At 62.3% G+C, this 17,239-nt stretch carries 16 protein-coding genes; 5 read left to right on the forward strand and 11 right to left on the reverse strand.

All coding sequences use genetic code 11. The annotated features are described in order from the left end of the window. Positions 1 to 13: 13 nt before the first annotated feature. The 3 genes from ACTU46_RS04415 to ACTU46_RS04425 all read right to left on the reverse strand — a co-directional run bounded on the left by ACTU46_RS04415 (position 14) and on the right by ACTU46_RS04425 (position 3,904). A complete protein-coding gene (locus ACTU46_RS04415) occupies positions 14 to 874 on the reverse strand; it encodes a siderophore-interacting protein (protein ID WP_443379622.1) in 861 nt (286 codons plus the stop codon). A 158-nt stretch (positions 875 to 1,032) separates the two neighbouring features. Further along, the gene (locus ACTU46_RS04420) at positions 1,033 to 2,823 is read right to left on the reverse strand and encodes an ABC transporter transmembrane domain-containing protein (RefSeq protein ID WP_443379624.1); all 1,791 of its coding nucleotides are present in this window, start codon (positions 2,821 to 2,823) and stop codon (positions 1,033 to 1,035) included. A gap of 22 nt (positions 2,824 to 2,845) precedes the next feature. Further along, entirely contained in the window at positions 2,846 to 3,904 is a 1,059-nt protein-coding gene (locus tag ACTU46_RS04425; protein WP_443380395.1) for a DUF1611 domain-containing protein, read from the reverse strand. Between the two features lie 518 nt (positions 3,905 to 4,422). Between ACTU46_RS04425 and ACTU46_RS04430 the strand changes: the two genes are divergently transcribed. Continuing rightward, entirely contained in the window at positions 4,423 to 4,965 is a 543-nt protein-coding gene (locus ACTU46_RS04430) for a hypothetical protein (protein WP_443379626.1), read from the forward strand. 249 nt (positions 4,966 to 5,214) lie between these two features. Here the strand turns inward: ACTU46_RS04430 and ACTU46_RS04435 are convergent, their stop codons facing one another. From ACTU46_RS04435 to gatC, 4 genes are all read right to left on the reverse strand, one after another. Further along, complete coding sequence (locus ACTU46_RS04435; RefSeq protein WP_443379629.1) at positions 5,215 to 5,703, reverse strand: hypothetical protein; 489 nt, start codon at positions 5,701 to 5,703, stop codon at positions 5,215 to 5,217. Between the two features lie 133 nt (positions 5,704 to 5,836). Continuing rightward, positions 5,837 to 6,289, reverse strand: a complete 453-nt coding sequence (locus tag ACTU46_RS04440) for a hypothetical protein (RefSeq protein WP_443379631.1) — start codon at positions 6,287 to 6,289, stop codon at positions 5,837 to 5,839. A gap of 265 nt (positions 6,290 to 6,554) precedes the next feature. Continuing rightward, positions 6,555 to 8,042 (reverse strand): Asp-tRNA(Asn)/Glu-tRNA(Gln) amidotransferase subunit GatA, encoded by a 1,488-nt coding sequence (gene gatA, locus ACTU46_RS04445; protein WP_443379634.1) that lies wholly within the window; start codon positions 8,040 to 8,042, stop codon positions 6,555 to 6,557. Positions 8,043 to 8,044: 2 nt separating this feature from the next. Next, positions 8,045 to 8,344, reverse strand: coding sequence for an Asp-tRNA(Asn)/Glu-tRNA(Gln) amidotransferase subunit GatC (gene gatC / locus ACTU46_RS04450; RefSeq protein WP_443379637.1), 300 nt, complete (start codon positions 8,342 to 8,344; stop codon positions 8,045 to 8,047). 204 nt (positions 8,345 to 8,548) lie between these two features. Between gatC and ACTU46_RS04455 the strand changes: the two genes are divergently transcribed. Beyond that, entirely contained in the window at positions 8,549 to 9,208 is a 660-nt protein-coding gene (locus tag ACTU46_RS04455; protein ID WP_443380396.1) for an amino acid-binding ACT domain protein, read from the forward strand. A 60-nt stretch (positions 9,209 to 9,268) separates the two neighbouring features. On the opposite strand, the gene ligA is transcribed toward ACTU46_RS04455, so the two are convergent. Beyond that, positions 9,269 to 11,353 carry an NAD-dependent DNA ligase LigA gene (gene ligA / locus ACTU46_RS04460; protein ID WP_443379640.1) on the reverse strand — a complete coding sequence of 695 codons (2,085 nt, stop codon included), beginning with the start codon at positions 11,351 to 11,353 and terminating at the stop codon, positions 9,269 to 9,271. 89 nt (positions 11,354 to 11,442) lie between these two features. Here ligA and ACTU46_RS04465 point away from each other — a divergent pair, with 89 nt between their 5' ends. Both ACTU46_RS04465 and ACTU46_RS04470 read left to right on the forward strand, forming a co-directional pair. Continuing rightward, complete coding sequence (locus ACTU46_RS04465; protein ID WP_443379642.1) at positions 11,443 to 12,114, forward strand: 3'-5' exonuclease; 672 nt, start codon at positions 11,443 to 11,445, stop codon at positions 12,112 to 12,114. A 98-nt stretch (positions 12,115 to 12,212) separates the two neighbouring features. Beyond that, complete coding sequence (locus ACTU46_RS04470) at positions 12,213 to 12,422, forward strand: heavy-metal-associated domain-containing protein (protein WP_443379645.1); 210 nt, start codon at positions 12,213 to 12,215, stop codon at positions 12,420 to 12,422. A gap of 488 nt (positions 12,423 to 12,910) precedes the next feature. Here ACTU46_RS04470 and ACTU46_RS04475 read toward each other — a convergent pair whose 3' ends face one another. The 3 genes from ACTU46_RS04475 to mnmA all read right to left on the reverse strand — a co-directional run bounded on the left by ACTU46_RS04475 (position 12,911) and on the right by mnmA (position 15,723). After that, a complete protein-coding gene (locus ACTU46_RS04475) occupies positions 12,911 to 13,159 on the reverse strand; it encodes a hypothetical protein (RefSeq protein WP_443379647.1) in 249 nt (82 codons plus the stop codon). A gap of 420 nt (positions 13,160 to 13,579) precedes the next feature. Further along, on the reverse strand, positions 13,580 to 14,626 hold the full coding sequence (locus ACTU46_RS04480) for a hypothetical protein (protein ID WP_443379650.1): 1,047 nt from the start codon (positions 14,624 to 14,626) through the stop codon (positions 13,580 to 13,582). Continuing rightward, the gene (gene mnmA / locus ACTU46_RS04485) at positions 14,626 to 15,723 is read right to left on the reverse strand and encodes a tRNA 2-thiouridine(34) synthase MnmA (RefSeq protein ID WP_443379653.1); all 1,098 of its coding nucleotides are present in this window, start codon (positions 15,721 to 15,723) and stop codon (positions 14,626 to 14,628) included. Before mnmA ends, ACTU46_RS04480 begins: the two co-directional genes overlap by 1 nt. A gap of 339 nt (positions 15,724 to 16,062) precedes the next feature. Here mnmA and ACTU46_RS04490 point away from each other — a divergent pair, with 339 nt between their 5' ends. Next, positions 16,063 to 17,229, forward strand: a complete 1,167-nt coding sequence (locus ACTU46_RS04490) for an AAA family ATPase (protein WP_443379656.1) — start codon at positions 16,063 to 16,065, stop codon at positions 17,227 to 17,229. The last annotated feature ends 10 nt before the right edge of the window (positions 17,230 to 17,239 follow it).

Here is a 17,239-nt window from a genome sequence, read left to right on the forward strand (position 1 = left end):
TATTACAGCCGTGCTACTTCCCGGCGAACTCAGCCTCGGCGGCCTCGATCTCGGCGTTGAAATCACGCTTGGATTCCTGCCACTGATCCTCGGTCATGCCGATGCGCCAATAACCGGAGATGGAGACATCTTCCTTGGGTACCGCGTGGTCGAAGAAGAGGAAACGACGCATCTCCTTGAGCATCTCGGCGACACCGTGGACAAACCAGCTGGTGCGCTGATCCGGGATACCCGCTTCGCGGACGGCCTCGCACAGCTGATGGCCGTGGGTGTCCCCTTCACGGTGCACCCAGACCAGCTCCACGCCCGCCGGCTGGGGCATCTCGAAGTGTGCGTTCTCATCCGCGACCTCAACATAGGCGGTGGCAGTGGCACCTGCGGGCAGATTCTCCAGCGAGAAGGCGATGGCCGGGGCCGCGGACTCATCACCGGCGAAGATGAAGTGCTCATAGCTGGCTGCCGGATGCCAGGCGCCACCGGGACCGACGAAGGCGATGATATCGCCGACCTGGGCGCGCTTGGCCCAGGGCCCGGCCAGACCCTGGTCACCATGGGTGACAAAATCCAGCTCGAAGGTGCCGGCCGCAACATCGACCCGTCGGAAGGTATAGGTGCGGGTCACCGGGTGCAGGGCACGCGGGTAGGTGTCCTTGATCTCCGCCAGATCGAAGGGCCAGGAGTAGTCCGCCTCTTCCGGAACGAAGAGCAGCTTGACGTAGTGATCGGTGTGCGGCAGCTCCGCGCCCTTGATACCGGGGCTGTCAAAACCGATGCGCACCAGCTCATTACTGAGCCGGGTGACAGAGGTGACGGTGGCTTCGGTGGCCTGGCGGCCCTTACGCGGATTGCCGGGTTTTGCTGCGGGGGTGGACATGAGTGAGTGAACCTACTTTCCTATCGGTACTAGTTCATCATCCTGGGCCGGCAGGTGGGGCACGCCGGCCCAGGATGAGGAACCTCTTCACTAAGGCTACCCTATTCCGATATATCGTGAGGGAAACTGCTTAGCGACGCCCGCGGCCCGGCAGGCTGCTAATCATCATCTTCTTCCCCGGCGTCGCCGCTGGAATGCCAACCGCGGTTGAAGTGTTCCGGCAGCAGGGAGGGGCCATCGAGATCCCACTCGCGGAACTCTCCGGGGAAGAAATCAGAACGATGTGAGGAACACAGCACCACACCGGGGTACTCCGCAATGATCCGGTTCAGCAGGACCAGGCCATCGGCATCAAGGGCGGTATCCACCCCCTCCAGCAGCAGGAGTGCCGGGGAGTGCAGCAGGGCCCGGGCCAGTTTCAGCCGCATTACATCGCTGGGCGACCAGGCCGCACCACCATTCTTCAGCGTCTGGCCCATCCCCTTCTCCCGGGACTCAACCTTCGCCAGCAGACCCACCTGCTCCAACACCTCCCGGATCTCCGCATCGGAGGCGTCCGGGGCGCGCAGCGACACCAGTCGCCTGATGCTGCCGCGCTCCAGGGGAACCTGATCAGAGGCGAAGCCCACGAGAGTGCGGCGCACCTTGCCCGGGGCATTAACGAAGTCGAGTCCGGAGATCTCAATCTCCGGCGCAGCGAGCTCGGCATCGAAGGGCCCCGAGGAGCGGCCCGCCATCAGATCGTGGACAGCCCGCCGAACCTGGCCAGGGTCCTCGGAGACCAGGTGGATCCGCTCCCCCGGTTTCGCCGACACCTCCGGGATCACCCGACCATTGACCACCAGATGATGGATCTCCAGACCAGCCGCAGGGTTCTCAGCTTCCTGAGGCAACTTCCGGAAGCGCCGCTCCCGGGACTTCTCATCCTTCTTGATCTCCTCCGCCTCAGTGAGCATCGGGCCCAGCGTGCGGCGGGCCGCCTTATAGTTCTGGCGGTACTCGACCACTTTGCCCAGATCACCCAACGGAGTGGCCAGCACTCCAAGCAAGGTCATGATGGAGGCGACCCCGGCGGTACTGACCAGGCCCATGGTCGCCGTCACCACCACCGCGACGGTGGAGAGCGAAGCAACCGTGACCGTCATCGCCCGGATCAGGCCGGTGATCGCCGCGCGGTCCACCGCGGCATCCACCACCTTGGTGGAGTCCCGGTCCACCGCCTTGAGCTCGCGCCGCAGCGCGCCGGCGGCCTGCACCGACTCCCCTGCCCGCACCGAATCCGCGATGCGGGCAGAAAGTCGACCACGGTAGCGGCGCAGCGTCCGCGCCCGCGTATGAGCGACCGAGGCCATCCACGGGAGGGTCAGCAGCATCCCTGCCATCGGAATGGTCACCGCCAGCGCCACCGGCCAGTTCTGAAAGGCCAGCACCCCCAGGACGATGAAGATCAACGGGACGGCGGTGATCAGCGGGACAATGCCCAGCGCCAACCAATTGCGGATCGCACTGAGATCATTGGAGGCCCGGGTAACGATCACCCCCAGCGAACGCCCCTCCTTGGTGCTCCCCAACGCCGAGGTGACCAGCCGGTGCCGCTGCTCAAAGACATAGTCCTGCCCCAGATCCTCAGCCACAATGCGCTCCAGCCAACGTGCCACACCAATCCCCAGGACCGAACCCACCAGCACCAGCAGCCGCCGCCATTGCGCACCGTCCTGCAGGACCGCGCCATCCTGGGCGTCCGGTACGGATTGAAGCAACTGATCCACGCTGAAAGTCATGGTCAGGGCGAGCACCGCCTGCATCACGCCGAGGATGAAAAGGGTGATCAGGAGGATGCGGCGGCGGCCCTGCCACACCGGGGGCATCTTCGGCGCGCTCCGGGCAGTTCCGGACGAGGTGCCGGGCTCGATCGCCCGCTCACTGTTCTGGCCCAGGGTCTGTGTCACTACGGTCACCGCTTCCTCAGCGCTAATTACGGATCAGGATATTGGCAGCCGTGCCCGCATCCTTGAGGTTATAGGTCCCGACCACCGGTACCCCGAACTCTGAAAGCACCATGCCGGCCTCGTTGGTGGCCAGCGGGGAGCTGGTCATCAGGCCAGAGGCGGCACCGACATGCAGCCCAGCGGCGATGAGCTCCTGGACGCCGGTGCGGGCACCGAGGGCATCAGTGGCGGAGAAGATGACCTGATCGACCACGGCCTGGAACTTCTCGTCGCGCAGCAACTGATAGGTCTCGGTCTGGTAGATACCATCGGCGATCTCCACGAGGATGACATCAGCACCCTTGGCGGCCAGATCGGTGACCATGTTGATGGTCAGATCCCGGATATCCGCCATGTCCAATTTGAAGGTGGTGGGATAACCGTAGTCGGTGAAGTCGATGACATGATCAGAGCCGGCGTCGTGGTAGATCATCCGGTCATTGCCGGCCCCGGTACCGGTGATCTTGCCGGAGGCCACGCTACGGCCCCCCTTGCTCAGACCGTTCGCCAGGCAGGCCATGGTGGTGGACTTTCCGGAGTTCATCGAGGTACCCAGTACCGCGATGACCTCGGGGCGATTATGGCGAGCCGGAACGCACTCGGGAGTGTCATTGCGGTAGGCGGCGAAGTCACGGAGGTTGACCACCCCGTCAGCAGTCGCGAGCAGACCCAGCGGCTCAATCACGGTGGGCGCACCGATCTTTGCGTGACGCTCAGTGACCTGACCCGCGATTCCACCGGCCGCGACCAGGTGGCAGCTATCCAGGTTCTCCGGCACATGCGCCAGGAACTGATCCGCGGCATAGCGGTGACCATAGGAAAGCATGACCAGGGCACCCTCGAAGAGGATGGCCTTGCGGGAGTCCTGGGTCTCAATGCGCTTGTGATTGTTGATCGTCACGACGCGGGCGATCACCACATCACCGACCTGCGGGCGGATCTCAGCGCCACGGACCAGGTGGAAGCCGGCACCGGAGTCCAGAGCCTGACCGACGAAACGAGTGGTGTAGGAGGACTGGATGCGCGCCGGGACCGGGATCATCTCGACGGGGCCAAGGGCAGCCGGGTTAGTGATGATCTCTTCGGCGTGCGGTGCGGTAGGGGCAGTGCTGAGTGCGGCGATGGTGTCAGCGGTGATGGGGGCAAGGTTTTCAGTAAGCACAGAGGTCATGGCTTTTCCTTCGGGTTGAGGATTCACACTGCCCGGCGGAACTGCCCGGCTGCTGATTACTAATAAACCAAGCCATGATGATCCCACCATTAAGCCCACATGAAGAGTTTTTCATTTAGCGCTGCCATCGATCTGACCTGCGGTTATATCCCAAGAAATTTTCTGGAAAAATAGCGAAAAGACCTTGACGGACTCAAGATCAAGGCAATTTTTCACTTTTCCGGCTCCTGTGGAGTCGGTTTTCTTCGATTCCGGTGTGCGGTTATCTGCTTCGTTTGAGCTCCTCTATGCCTGTCAAGCTGCGAGTCACAGCACCCGTTTGGGTAGCTGTGCTTCCTTCGGAAAGCTTTTGTCAGTCAGGGCCTGGAGAACCTTATAGCCTTGAGTATATGAAGCGCCTCATCCTGTTGCTACCGGTTTTCGCCCTCACTGGCTGCGGCAACTACATCAACGTGGAGTCCCAAGGCATATCCGGTATCTCATCCAATGGCGACGGAAATATCACCGTCCATATGCATATCTGTGACAACAACGCGGTGAACCGCCTGGAGCTCGTGGGCGGTTTCTACGACGGTCCTTCCGGGACGAATAATCCCCCGTTAGGAGCACTCGAGCCTCCCGAGCCAGCGTCGGGATACGTCGCCGTCAACCTGGCAGCTCCTGCACCGTGGGACGTTGTAGAGCCACTTGCGCTACCCACGGAAAAGGAAAAGTACATTATTGCCAGCCCGAGCGTTGAGAAAGGTGGGTTACCCCTTCCTTTTGCCGAGGAGAAATACCTTTCCGGCGTGGCATTAACCGTAGGAGAGATTGAATCGCTCGAGCCTGGTCTTGTCGTGCGTGATGCATTTCAGGCACCAAACCACGTGTACGGCACTTCTAAAGACTTTGCCCAGTACGGTGAGCAGTGGTGCGCGGAGAACGGTAGATAACCAGAATATCGCGTCGACCAGGGCAAATATGTGGCTTGCAGCATCGCTTTGACTTCTATGTCTATCAAGCCGCATTTGAAGCTACAGCTGAGGCATTGAGTATCCGGTAGACCCAGCGGGCCGGGTAACGTTTGATGCCGCGGCGGATTTCTTTGTCCGTTCGGTGCTTGGCTCGACGTTTTTCCACATGCTTAGGGGTTTCGGCATCCTGGGTCATCTTCGATAGAGCGACCATGTGCAGAGCGCTGTTCAGGGAGCTACCGCTGCCTCAGTTGAGTCGGCGTCTGACGGTGTTCCCAGACGAGGCAGGGAGGGGGTTGACTCCCGCCAGGGAAGCGAAGGCTGCTTGGTTACGAACTCGGCCTTCGCGAGACCACGCGGTGAGGATCTTCGCCGCACTGATCGTCTTGAATCCTGTCTCTTCCAGCTGCATCTCGTTGGCCTTAAGTTGATCATCCAGGTCAAGGACAGTTCTTCTTCCCTCGTCCGCCGCTGGGACACCCCGGCGATCTGGGCGGGGGCGAGTTTCTTGCGGACACCGGTGCCCAGATCGTTGCTGCGCACCAGGGCACTGACCGATCTGGGGCGGTCCTTGGTCATGGAGCCCCTGACGGTCGCCAGGATCCGTATCTCCTGGCGGATCCCGTCGCCCGACCGAAGCCGACGCAGCTTCTCCTCCGGCGATCCCAGCGTGGCCGCAGCGATCTGGTGGGCATCAAACGCATCGGATTTGCCCACCTTGCGGCAGGTTTTCGCGTTCAGGCGTGGCGCCTGGGCGCCGACCTCCGGAAAGTGGACGGGGGTCGGCCCCTCGGATAATCCAGTGTTTTTCGGGACTAATCCAGTGTCTTAATCTCAAGACCTGCCGTGATTAGGATGTGACTGCATCGATGGCCTGGATAACATCTTCTGGCGAATCAACCGAGACCAGAAATGACTGTTGTGATCGTGAAATACGTACGCTGCTCCCACCCACGAGATAGCCCATGTCATTGCCGATGAACCTGGCACCCGCGCCTTCCTTGATCCCGGTCTCCGGACCGGGGGTAACTCGATCAATATCAGCCACCGGGATCCGTTCAGAGAAGATTCCGGCCACAGACACCACTACTTCTTTCTCCCCGACGGTCAAAATCACGCGCATCGTGAGCACCCATACGCTCAGAACAACACAGACAAGGAAGATCAAGACAGACACCACACTGAAGTCTGATGACCACATGGACCATCCCATGGTGACCAGCAGGATTGCCGCAGTGACTATAACGAGCTTCAAGATATTTCCATTAAGACGTCTTTGAAAAACATTGGTTTTGGCGGTCATTTTCCTCACGATTTCACAACTCAGCGAAGGTCAAAGATCAACGATTAGCGTAGGGCTTGAACATATTTAATGGCGACCGAACCTTAGCAAGATGGTGCGAGTAGCTAGCCGATGAGCTGACTGGCTTTAATGGGGCCTAGCGCATCCATCAAAGCTTCTTCTCCGCAGCAACCACCACCAGGTGATGAGAGCAGGAAAAAGTCCTGCGGGGCAGGGAGCGAACTCCCTGCCCCGCAGGACTTAAAACGCTTTCGAGCAGTCTGTACTACTTCCGGCCAGCCTCGAAGGCTGCGCCCACCTTATAGAGGCGGTCATCGGCAAAGGCCGGGGCCATGATCTGCAGCCCAACCGGCAGATTGGTGTCCTCGGCGAAACCTGCGGGCACGGACATACCGCACAGGCCAGCCAGGTTCAGCGGCAGGGTGCAGAGGTCGAAGTTGTACATCGCCAGCGGATCATCGACCTTCTCGCCCAGTTTGAAGGCGGTGGTCGGAGTGGCCGGGGAGATCAGGACGTCGACCTGCTCATAGGCCTTGGTGAAGTCCTCGGCGATGAGGGTACGCACGCGCTGCGCCTGCAGGTAGTAGGCATCGTAGTAGCCCACGGACAGGGCATAGGTGCCCAGCATGATGCGGCGCTTGACCTCGGGACCGAAGCCCTCCGCACGGGAGATCGCCATGACCTCATCCGCGGAATGGGTGCCGTCGTCGCCGGCGCGCAGACCATAACGCATACCGTCGAATCGTGCCAGGTTGGAGGAGACCTCACAGGGCAGGATCAGGTAGTAGGCGGAGAGTGCTTCATCGAAGTTCGGGCAGTCGACCTCGATGATCTCCGCACCCTGCGACTTCAGCTGAGCCACGGCCTGGTGGAAGCTTTCCAGCACACCCGGCTGGAAGCCCTCCCGGTCGAACTGCTTGACCACCCCGACCTTGACACCGCTCAGGTCACCGTTGGCGCCTTCGCGGGCGGCAGCGACGACCGGGGCAACCGGGCGGTTGACGGAGGTGGCGTCAAAGTGGTCGTGGCCGGCGATGACCTCATGCAGCAGGGCGGTGTCCAGCACGGTGCGACCGGTGGGGCCACCCTGATCCAGAGAGGAGGCGCACGCGATCATGCCGTAGCGGGAGACGGTGCCGTAGGTCGGCTTCACACCGACGGTGTTGGTCAGCGCGGCCGGCTGGCGGATGGAACCACCGGTATCGGTGCCGATACCCAGCGGAGCCTGGCCGGAAGCCAGGGCGGCCGAGGTGCCGCCGCCGGAGCCACCTGCGGTGCGCTCCAGGTCATAGGGGTTGTGGGTGGGACCGTAGGCGGAGTTCTCGGTGGAGGAACCCATCGCGAACTCATCCAGGTTGGTCTTGCCCAGGATCGGGATGCCGGCCTCGCGGAGCTTGCGCGTGACGGTGGCGTCATAAGGGCTGATCCAGCCCTCGAGGATCTTCGATGCCGCGGTGGTCGGGGCATCGGTGGTGGTGAACAGATCCTTCAGCGCCAGGGGCACACCTGCCAGCGGGGAGGCCGGAGCCTCGCCTGCATCCAGGGATTTGTCCACGGCATCCGCGGCGGCCAGGGCTTCCTCGGCACCGACGTGCAGGAAAGCATGCAGCTGGCCATCGGTCTCGGCGATGCGGTCCAGGTGCGCCTGGACAACCTCGCGGGAGGTGACCTCGCGGGAGTGGATCTTTTCAGCCAGTTCGGCTGCGGAAAGGCTCGTCAGGCCGGCATCGCCGACCACGTAGTTGGTGCTCATTATTAGTCCTGCTCCCCCAGAATCTGCGGTACGACGAATCGCTGGTCCTCCACTGCGGGCGCCTGATCCAGGGCCTGCTCAGCGGTGAGCGTCTTTTCTTCGACGTCTTCTCGCATGGCGGTCTGGATGGCATGCGGGTGGCTCATGGGTGCAACACCCTGGGCGTCGACCTTCTGCACGTCCGAGACGTAACCGATGATGCCGTCAATCTGGGTGGCGAACTCCTTGAGTTCCTCCTCACTCAGGGCAAGACGGGATAGTTTCGCGAGGTGGGCGACCTCGTCACGCGAAATCTCAGGCACGTGTACTACTTCCTCTTTCGCATCGTGGACTTCCGGGGATGATGGGCCCCAGTGGGCCCGACCTCAGGTAATCCTACTGCACCGCCCCCACACCCACCGCGAGCACCTCTGATAGCAGGTTCCTGTCGTCGGAAAGGAAATGTGGCTAGCATTGGAACAGTTATAAACCTAGAGATGAATGCCCGAGGAACCATGGAACCCACGATGTCCTTCCTGATCCGCGTCCAGCTGCCTGATGTCCCGGGCAGTTTGGGGGAACTCGCTGAAGCAATCGGGTTGGTAGACGGCAATATCCAGTCCGTGGATGTAGTGCAGACCCTGCCGAATGAAACAGTGGTCGACGATATCGTGGTGCACCTGCCAAAGACGACCATGGCGGACAGCCTGATCACCGCCATCCAGACCATCGATGGCGCGGAGGTCGATTCCATCCGCCCCTTCACCGGCACCATCGACCGCCGCGGTCAGATCCATATGCTTTCCGATATCGCCTCCCAGAAGCACAACATCGCCAAGGCCATGGAAAAGCTTGTCGCGGTGATCCCGCGGTCGATGACCGCCAGCTGGGTGATCGTGCTCGATACCGCGAACTCCTCCAGGCGGGTCGCCGCCTCACAGGCTGCCCCTGAAGATGATGGTTCCGCCCCCGAAGTCGATATCACCAAGGCGCGGGTCCTCGACCCGGATTCCGAGTCCTGGATCCCCGATTCCTGGGCGTTGCTGGACTCCACGCTGGCGGCCACGCGGCTGGCCGGAACCAATATGGTGATGGTCATCGGGCGCACCGGCGGCCCCAATTTCCTGGCCAGCGAGGTCGAGCACCTGGGCGCCCTGGGCAAGATCGTCGGCACCATTTTGACCTAGCGCGGCTGGTCACGCCGGGGAGCATCTTCTCCGCTCCCCGGCGGCTTCCGCATGGGCCCGCTATTCCCCCTCGCCGTTCTCTTCCGCGGCAGTGGGCTCCTCTTCAGGAACTTCCGGCCCCGCCGCCAGCAGGCGGACAAAACCTGCCTCATCAAGGATTTTTAGACCGAGTTCACGGGCCTTGACTTCCTTGGAGCCGGCATTCCCACCGACCACCACATAGTCGGTTTTCTTCGACACCGACCCCGAGGCCTTGCCGCCCCGGGAGATGATGGCTTCCTTGACGGAGTCGCGGGTGAAGCCCTCCAGGGAACCGGTGGCCACGATGGTCAACCCGGCCAGGGTCTGCGCGATCTCCTCCCCGGCTTCCTCTTCCATGGTCACGCCGGCGGCGGCCCAGTGCGCCACGATGTCGCGGTGCCAGTCCACCTCGAACCATTCGCGGAAGCTCTGGGCGATGATCAGCCCCACGCCGTCGGTTTCGGCGATGTCCTCCACCGCGGCGTCGCGAAGCGCGGCCATGGAGTGGTAGCGGGCGGCCAACGCGCGGGCGGCCATCGGGCCGACGTGGCGGATCGACAGGCCCACCAGCACCCGCCACAGATCAGTCTGCCGCGCCTGCGCCAGGTGCTCCAGCAGCTTCTTACCGGAGGCGTTCATCTTCCCGGCGTTGGTGGTGTAGACCTTCGAAGCCAGCAATTTCTCCTCGTCCAGGTCGAAGAGTCCGGACTCATCGGTGAGGATGCCGTGCCGGATCAGGTCCTGGGCCCCCTTCTCCCCCAGCGCCTCGATATCGAAGGCACCGCGGCCAGCCAGGTAGGTCAGGCGGGCGGAAAGCTGTGCGGGACAGCTGCGGGTGTTCGGGCAGCGCCAGTCGATATCGCCCTCCTTCTGCGGCGCCAGGCGGGTGCCGCAGGACGGACACAGCGTGGGGAAGATGAACTCACGCTCGCTGCCCGTACGCTTTTCGACGACCGGGCCGAGCACCTCCGGGATGATCTCTCCGGCCTTGCGGATGACCACGGTATCCCCGATGAGCACCCCCTTGCGTTTGACCTCGGTCTGGTTGTGCAGGGTGGCCATCGCGACGGTGGAACCGGCGACCAAAACCGGCGCCATGATGGCGAAGGGAGTCACCCGGCCGGTACGCCCCACCCCGACCTGGATATCCAGCAGCGTGGTGGTGACCTCCTCCGGCGGGTACTTGTAGGCGATCGCCCAGCGCGGGGCGCGGCTCGTGGAGCCGAGGGCACGCTGCCCGGCGAGGGAATCAACCTTGACCACCAGGCCGTCCATCTCATGGGTGGCGGCCTGACGGTGTTTACCCCAGTACGCCACCTTCTCCTGGATCGCCGCCACCGATTCCACGGCCTCGGTGTACGGCGAGACCGGCAGGCCCCAGGCAGCCAGCGCGCGGTAGACCTCCCACTGGGATTCCGGGGTGAAACCGGTGGTGGCGCCGAGGCCGTGACAGATCATGCGCAGCCGGCGCTTCTTCACATCCTCGGTGTTCTTCTGTCGCAGCGAACCAGCCGCGGCGTTGCGGGGATTGGCGAAGGGCTTGCCCCCATCATTGATGCGGCGTTCATTGACCTCAGCGAAGTCTTCGATGGCGATGAAGACCTCACCGCGGACCTCCAGCAGCTCCGGGACCGGATATTCCTCGCTACCACTCAGCTCGCCGGGAATATCCTCGATGACGCGGGCGTTTTCGGTGACATCCTCACCCACGCGACCATCCCCACGGGTGGCTGCCCGCTCGAGGCGACCGTTGCGGTAGATCAGGTCGATGGACAGGCCATCGATCTTGAGTTCGGTGAGGTAGCGCGGGGCCGGGGTGCGGGTGAGCCAGTCCAGCAGTTCTTCATCATCGAAGACATTGTCCAGGCTCATCATCCGCTCGAGGTGCTCGACATTGGCGAAGCTCGAGGCCACCGCCACGGGAGCACCGACCTGCATGGTCGGACTATCCGGTACCGCGAGTTCCGGATGCTCCGCCTCCAACTGTTGCAGCGCGATGAAAAGCTCGTCGAACTCGGCGTCAGCGATGATGGGCTGACGGTTGTAATAGAGGTCCCGGTGGTGGCGGACCTCCTCGGCGAGATCATTCCATTTCCGGCGCAGGTCCACGTCTTTATCAGTCACGGTGTCCGATTCTATCGAGAGCACCGGACACGGGTGGTTTGCCACGGTGGGCGGCAGCCGTGTCCGGTGGCCCCGCTAGGGTTGTGGGCATGAGTAACTTCGATGCCTCCCGCATGCTCTCCTTCGATCTCGAGACCACCTCCGTTAACCCCCGTGAAGCGCGGATCGTCACTTCCGCCATGGTGCGTATCGACGGCCGCGAGGTCGACCCGGTCGAGCTGCTCGCCGACCCGGGCATCGAGATCCCCGAGGAAACCACCGCTATCCACGGCATCAGCACCGAATACGCCCGGGAACACGGGCGCCCGCATGATGAGGTACTCGCCGAGTCCATCCAACGAATCCGGGCGGGTTGGAATGACGGGCTGACACTGATCGTCTTCAATGCCTCCTATGATCTGACGATCCTCCGCTCCCAGAGCCCGGAGTTCACCGTCGACGGCCTGGTCTATGATCCCTTCGTCATCGACAAGCTCAAGGACAAGTACCGCAAGGGCAAGCGCACCCTGACTGACCTCTGTGCGCATTACAACGTCCGGTTGGACAATGCCCACGAGGCCACCTCGGATGCACTGGCCGCCGCCCGGATCGCCTGGAAGCAGATCAAGCTCTGGCCGGAATTGGCGCAGATGTCCGCGGAGGAACTGATGGAGTTCCAGGCGGTGGGTTATTACGAGATGCAGACCGACTTCAAGAAGTACCTCGAGGGACGGGGCAGGGACGCGACCACCGTCAACACCTCCTGGCCGATGCAGGGCTGAGGGAGGAAGAGCCAGGACCCCGGTAGCAGTGCAATTCCGCCAACAGATTGATACCCTATAGGGGTACCCCCTACATTTTAAACGCACTAGGAGTCATCATGAGCACCCTCGAATACACCGTCACCGGCATGACCTGCGGCCACTGCGAAGCCTCCGTCCAGGAAGAGGTCTCCGAAATTCCCGGCGTGACCACCGCCAAGGCGAACAAGGACACCAAGCTGCTCACCGTCACCACCGAAGGCGAGCTTGATGATGCGGCCGTCATCGCCGCTGTCAAGGAAGCTGGCTACGAGGCTGTGCGAAAGTAGCATTCGCCGAGCCGGGAAACTCTCTTCCACGAGCTCACTGGCCTCGCAATTTCAAGTTGCGAGGCCATTTGCGCGCCGAGCTGAGGGAAGCATGTACATTGCGGCACAATGGTCCCGAATTGCCGACAAAAGGCAAGGGCCACAGCTTGACCCCTATAGCTGGCAATCCTGGCCCTAACTACTGCGGTGCACACCACCTGGACACTTTGGAGGAAACCTGGGAAACCGCTGCGGACAGCGGCCTCCACCATTGTGTCCGGCCTGTTTTTCATGGTGTGCATCTCAGTGTGGAACACCCATATCCCGGTGTGGCTGTGGTGGCCCACCGCAATCGCACTCTGAATACTCCCTGGCCTGGCGGTGTTTCGGGCGTTGGATGGAAGTGCCACATGGCCACGGCGCCGGGATTCGGTGAGCGGGATTCAAAGAACCCTGCCCTGAAGCTCCGGAGCGCCAGTATGGCATTCCCTCTGCCCTAGGCGAGTGCCTCAGAAAGTTTTCGGTAGCACCTTCATCCCGATTCCCAGAATCGCCCCATAAGCCAGGAACCAGACCCCCGGCCACATGTATCCCCAGGCCGTCTCAATGCGATGCAGGGGAGCTGACACATTGGCATCCTCAAACTGCAACATACGCAGGGTGACGTAGAAGCCGTTCAACCCGCCGATAGCCAGCGACACCCCTACGGCAAGGGACACCCAGACCGAGATCCAGGCCCATCTGTGCAGTATCTTCATGGCTTCACTCTTCGGTTGTCCTGGTCCAGTTCCATACTCCGGCTGCCTTCCTCAGGGTAGTTCTCTGCCTACCCCGACCGCCACGGACACAGATTCCAGTCGGCCTTAGAGGCAGGCCTCCCCCTCAGATAGAGCAACAATCTCCCGGAGAGCATTCAGGGGTTCCCTCAGCGCAGGGGCACCTCGTGTGCAGTCAACGATACCCACACAATGTCCCTGTGAACGGTTGGGGCGGAACTCGCGGCGCAGCAGGAAGAACATGCCTATCAGGAGGATCAGGGCTCCCGGGATCGAAAGTCATAAGTCCCAGATCCACCAAGCCAGCGCAGCTCCGAGCAGGGAAACCGCCAGGGTCAGCGCCCAGAATCTCGGCAGTCAGAATACTGATTTCTGCATTGGCCCTCAATGGACCCGAACCTTCTACAAGTCCCCCGCGTCGCGCTCCAGCATGCCGGCGACGACCCGCGCCATGCGGTAGGCCCCCGCGGCGTCGATAAGCGTCCCCTGGGTGATGCCCTCGCGTGGGTGCACATCCACGGCCGAGGACAGCAGCCCGCGGTCCAGTCCGATCTCATCGAAGAGGCGGGCGACGCGGACGGCTAGGGCGCGGGGCTTCTCCCCCAGCTCATCAATCTGATCGCCCGGGTGGGTGATGCCCAGCCCCAAGCGCACGCCCTCGCTGATGGTGCGGCCGAAGCCCTCAAGGTGTTCATTGCCGCGGAGCAGGTCCAGACTCAGCTGGACGGTGTCCGCACCGGATTCCCGGGCGACCTCCCACAGCGGGGCATAACCGGTCTGGTTCAGCAGCACCGAGGACACCCCGCCACCGCGTACGGATTCGATGACCTGGTTCAGCCTTTCGGCGATATCGTTCTCAGCCACCGCGGGGATATTCTCGAATTCGGTGGTGCCGAGGATCTTGCCGGCGGTGATCTTCGGCAGCAAGGGCTCATCAATCTGCAGTACCACCAGCGGATCCGTGCTCTCTGAATAGAGCGCGCCGGGGCTGGCCAGCAGGTCCAGGGAATGTGCCACATGCCCCAGATGCGTTCGCACCCCGGAGATCAGGGACTCCGTGAGATCGCGCAGGGCGCCGCGATCGGTGATCACCTTATGCCCGTTGGCCAGCTCGATCTGCGCGGCCAGCGTCCAGGGACCGGTCACCTGCACCTTGATGATGTTGGCCTTCATGTTCCAGGTCTCGGCGCAGACCTCAAGATCGCGTTCGATCAGATCCCGGTTGCGGCGGGTCTCCAACTGGGGGCGGGCGGACATGATCCAGGAGCGCGGACCAAGGTCGACGTTGAGGCCCTCAAGCAGCGAGGCCGTGCGGCCGATACCCTCCGAGCCCAAACCTCGGGCGGTCAACTGCGGCAGGTGGACCAGATCACCGGTCTCCCCGAGGATCATGTCGGCGGCTTCCGCTACCGAGATACCGGGAAGCTCCCCCAGGCCATAGGCCGACATTAATTGCCCGTCCCGCAGATGGTGCCGGAGCCCAGGACGATATCGCCCTCAGCATCAGGAAGATAAAGCACGGCAGCCTGGCCCCGGGCGACCCCCGAGAGTGGCTCGACGAGCTTGAGCACCATGAGATCACCCTCGCGGTCGATACTGGCATGGCACTTGACCACGCCGCCGTGCGCCCGGACCTGGACCTCACAGTCCAGCTCACCGGACATCGCCGGGTGCAGGAACTTCAGCCGGTCCGCGTGGATTTCGGTGACATTGAGCTTCTCCCGCGGGCCGACGGTGACGGTACCGGTGGCGGCATCGATATCGGTGACATAACGCGGTCGACCATCTTCGGTCGGGGTCTTGATATCCAGGCCCTTGCGTTGACCGATGGTGAATTCATGCACACCGGCGTGTTCCTGGATCTCGTGGCCGTCCTGGTCCTTGATCAGGCCGGGGCGCAGGCCGATGTGGCGGCCCAGGAAGGCCTGGGTGTCGCCATCAGGGATGAAGCAGATGTCATAGGAATCCGGCTTCTTGGCCACCGAGAAGCCGTGCCCACCCGCCTCCTCGCGGATCTGCGGCTTGAGGGTATCGCCGACCGGGAACATGCAGTGCGCGATCTCATGGGCGCCGAGCACCCCGAGCACATAGGACTGATCTTTGTCCGGGTCGATGGAGCGGCGCAGGTAGCCGTCACCGCCGTCGACCGGCTGGGTGAGTCGGGCGTAATGGCCGGTGACCACGGCATCAAAACCAAGCGCGATACCACGCTCAAGCAAGGCTGCGAACTTGATTTTCTCATTGCAGCGCAGGCAGGGGTTCGGGGTTTCCCCGGCCGCATAGGAGTTGATGAAATCATCGATGACATCCTCCTTGAAACGGTCGGAGAAATCCCAGACATAGAAGGGGATGCCGATCTTGTCACAGACCCGGCGCGCATCAGCGGAATCCTCCAACGAACAGCAGCCGCGGGAGGACTCGCGGGTCTGTTGAGCATCCTGCGAGAGCGCCAGGTGCACGCCGATAACCTCGTGGCCGGCCTCCACCGCCCGCGATGCGGCCACCGCCGAATCAACGCCGCCACTCATTGCCGCCAGAACCCGCATGATCTCCCTCGTTTGTGCTGCTATATCTCTTGATATCTCTCGCTGAGTTTCAACACCGTAGCGTATCCCGCTGTTCCCGAAATCAGCGAATTAATCAACAAGTTCCTTCGGGCGGGACCTGTGCGGATCACCGGTGGGTGGTCTTCCCCGATGAGGTCACGGTGAAACTCTGGCAGTTCCCCGGTAGATCTATCGGATCTACACTTCCTGAAATGATCTACCAGATCTAAGGCTGCTTCAGAGTTCTATCAAATCTAAGCCGGTATGATGGGTCCTTGAGGAAGCTATGTCTCCCCTCGGATGAGAGCTCTCATTCTTCCCCAACTCAGGAAGCCTCATATGGCCGACAGTACCGCGCTCAGCCCGCCGCTGCGCAACCCCTTCCGCCCGACCTTCGGAGTCTCGCCCACTATTCTGGCCGGTCGCGATTCACTCCTGGATTCCTTCCGGCTGGGGCTGGCGGAGGGTCCTGGCAGCCCCTTCCGTGCACTGCTGATCTCCGGTGCCCGCGGCATGGGGAAGACCGTCCTGCTCAATGAGTTCGAGGAGGCGGCCGCGGCACAGGGGTGGATCTCCCTGCGCGCTTATCCGGATGAGCACCTGGTATCCACCCTGGCGGGGACGACCATCCCCCAGGCTCTGGCACAGGTCCGCGGTGAGCCGCCCAGAAGGATGCTCACCGGCGGCGGGATTGCGGGGATCGGGTCCATCACCTCTGCCCCACATCCGGATGCCACCCATCCCACGCCGACGTTGATCACCCGACTCCGCGACCTCGCGGAGCATCTTCGTCCCTATGGCACCGGTGTGCTCATCACCCTTGATGAACTTCAGGCTGCGCAGGCGGATCAACTCCATCAGCTGGCGACTGCGGTGCAGGATCTGCTCCGCGATGATTTTGATATCGCCCTGGTGGCCGCCGGCCTACCCGAAGGAATTGAACGGCTGCTCCAGCAGCGGGGCACCACCTTCATCAGAAGAGCGGAGCGCATCCATCTCAGACCGGTGGCCGATTCTGAGGCCCGCGAGATGTTCCTGGCGACCGCCCGTGCCGGTGGCCGGGAAATGAGCGCCGGGGCCGCTGAAGCTGCCACCGCCCTCAGCGTCGGATATCCCTATCTCATGCAACTGACCGGCTCCTTGGCGTGGGCCCACACCACGCTCTCCGGGGAATCCACGATCACCACCGCGCAGATCGACGCGATCAGAACTGACGTGATCAGGCGCATGGGCAGCCAGGTCCATGGGCCTTCCCTGCACCAGGTTCCGGACCGCGAACTGGGCCTGCTCTACACCCTGGCGGAGTTGTCGCCAACAGCGGGGATGGTGTCCACCGGCGAGGTCGCTGCGCACCTCGGGGTAAAGCCCAATGCGCTGTCGATGGCACGCAAGTCCCTCCTCGAACGCGGCCTGGTGGAGGTACCCAAGTACGGTTATCTCAGCTTCTCGCTTCCCTATCTGCGGGAGTATCTCCTGGATTCCCCGCAACACCGACCGATAACTTAAGAAACTCACT

This window comes from Corynebacterium sp. A21, assembly GCF_052266655.1.
Classification (GTDB): Bacteria; Actinomycetota; Actinomycetes; order Mycobacteriales; family Mycobacteriaceae; genus Corynebacterium.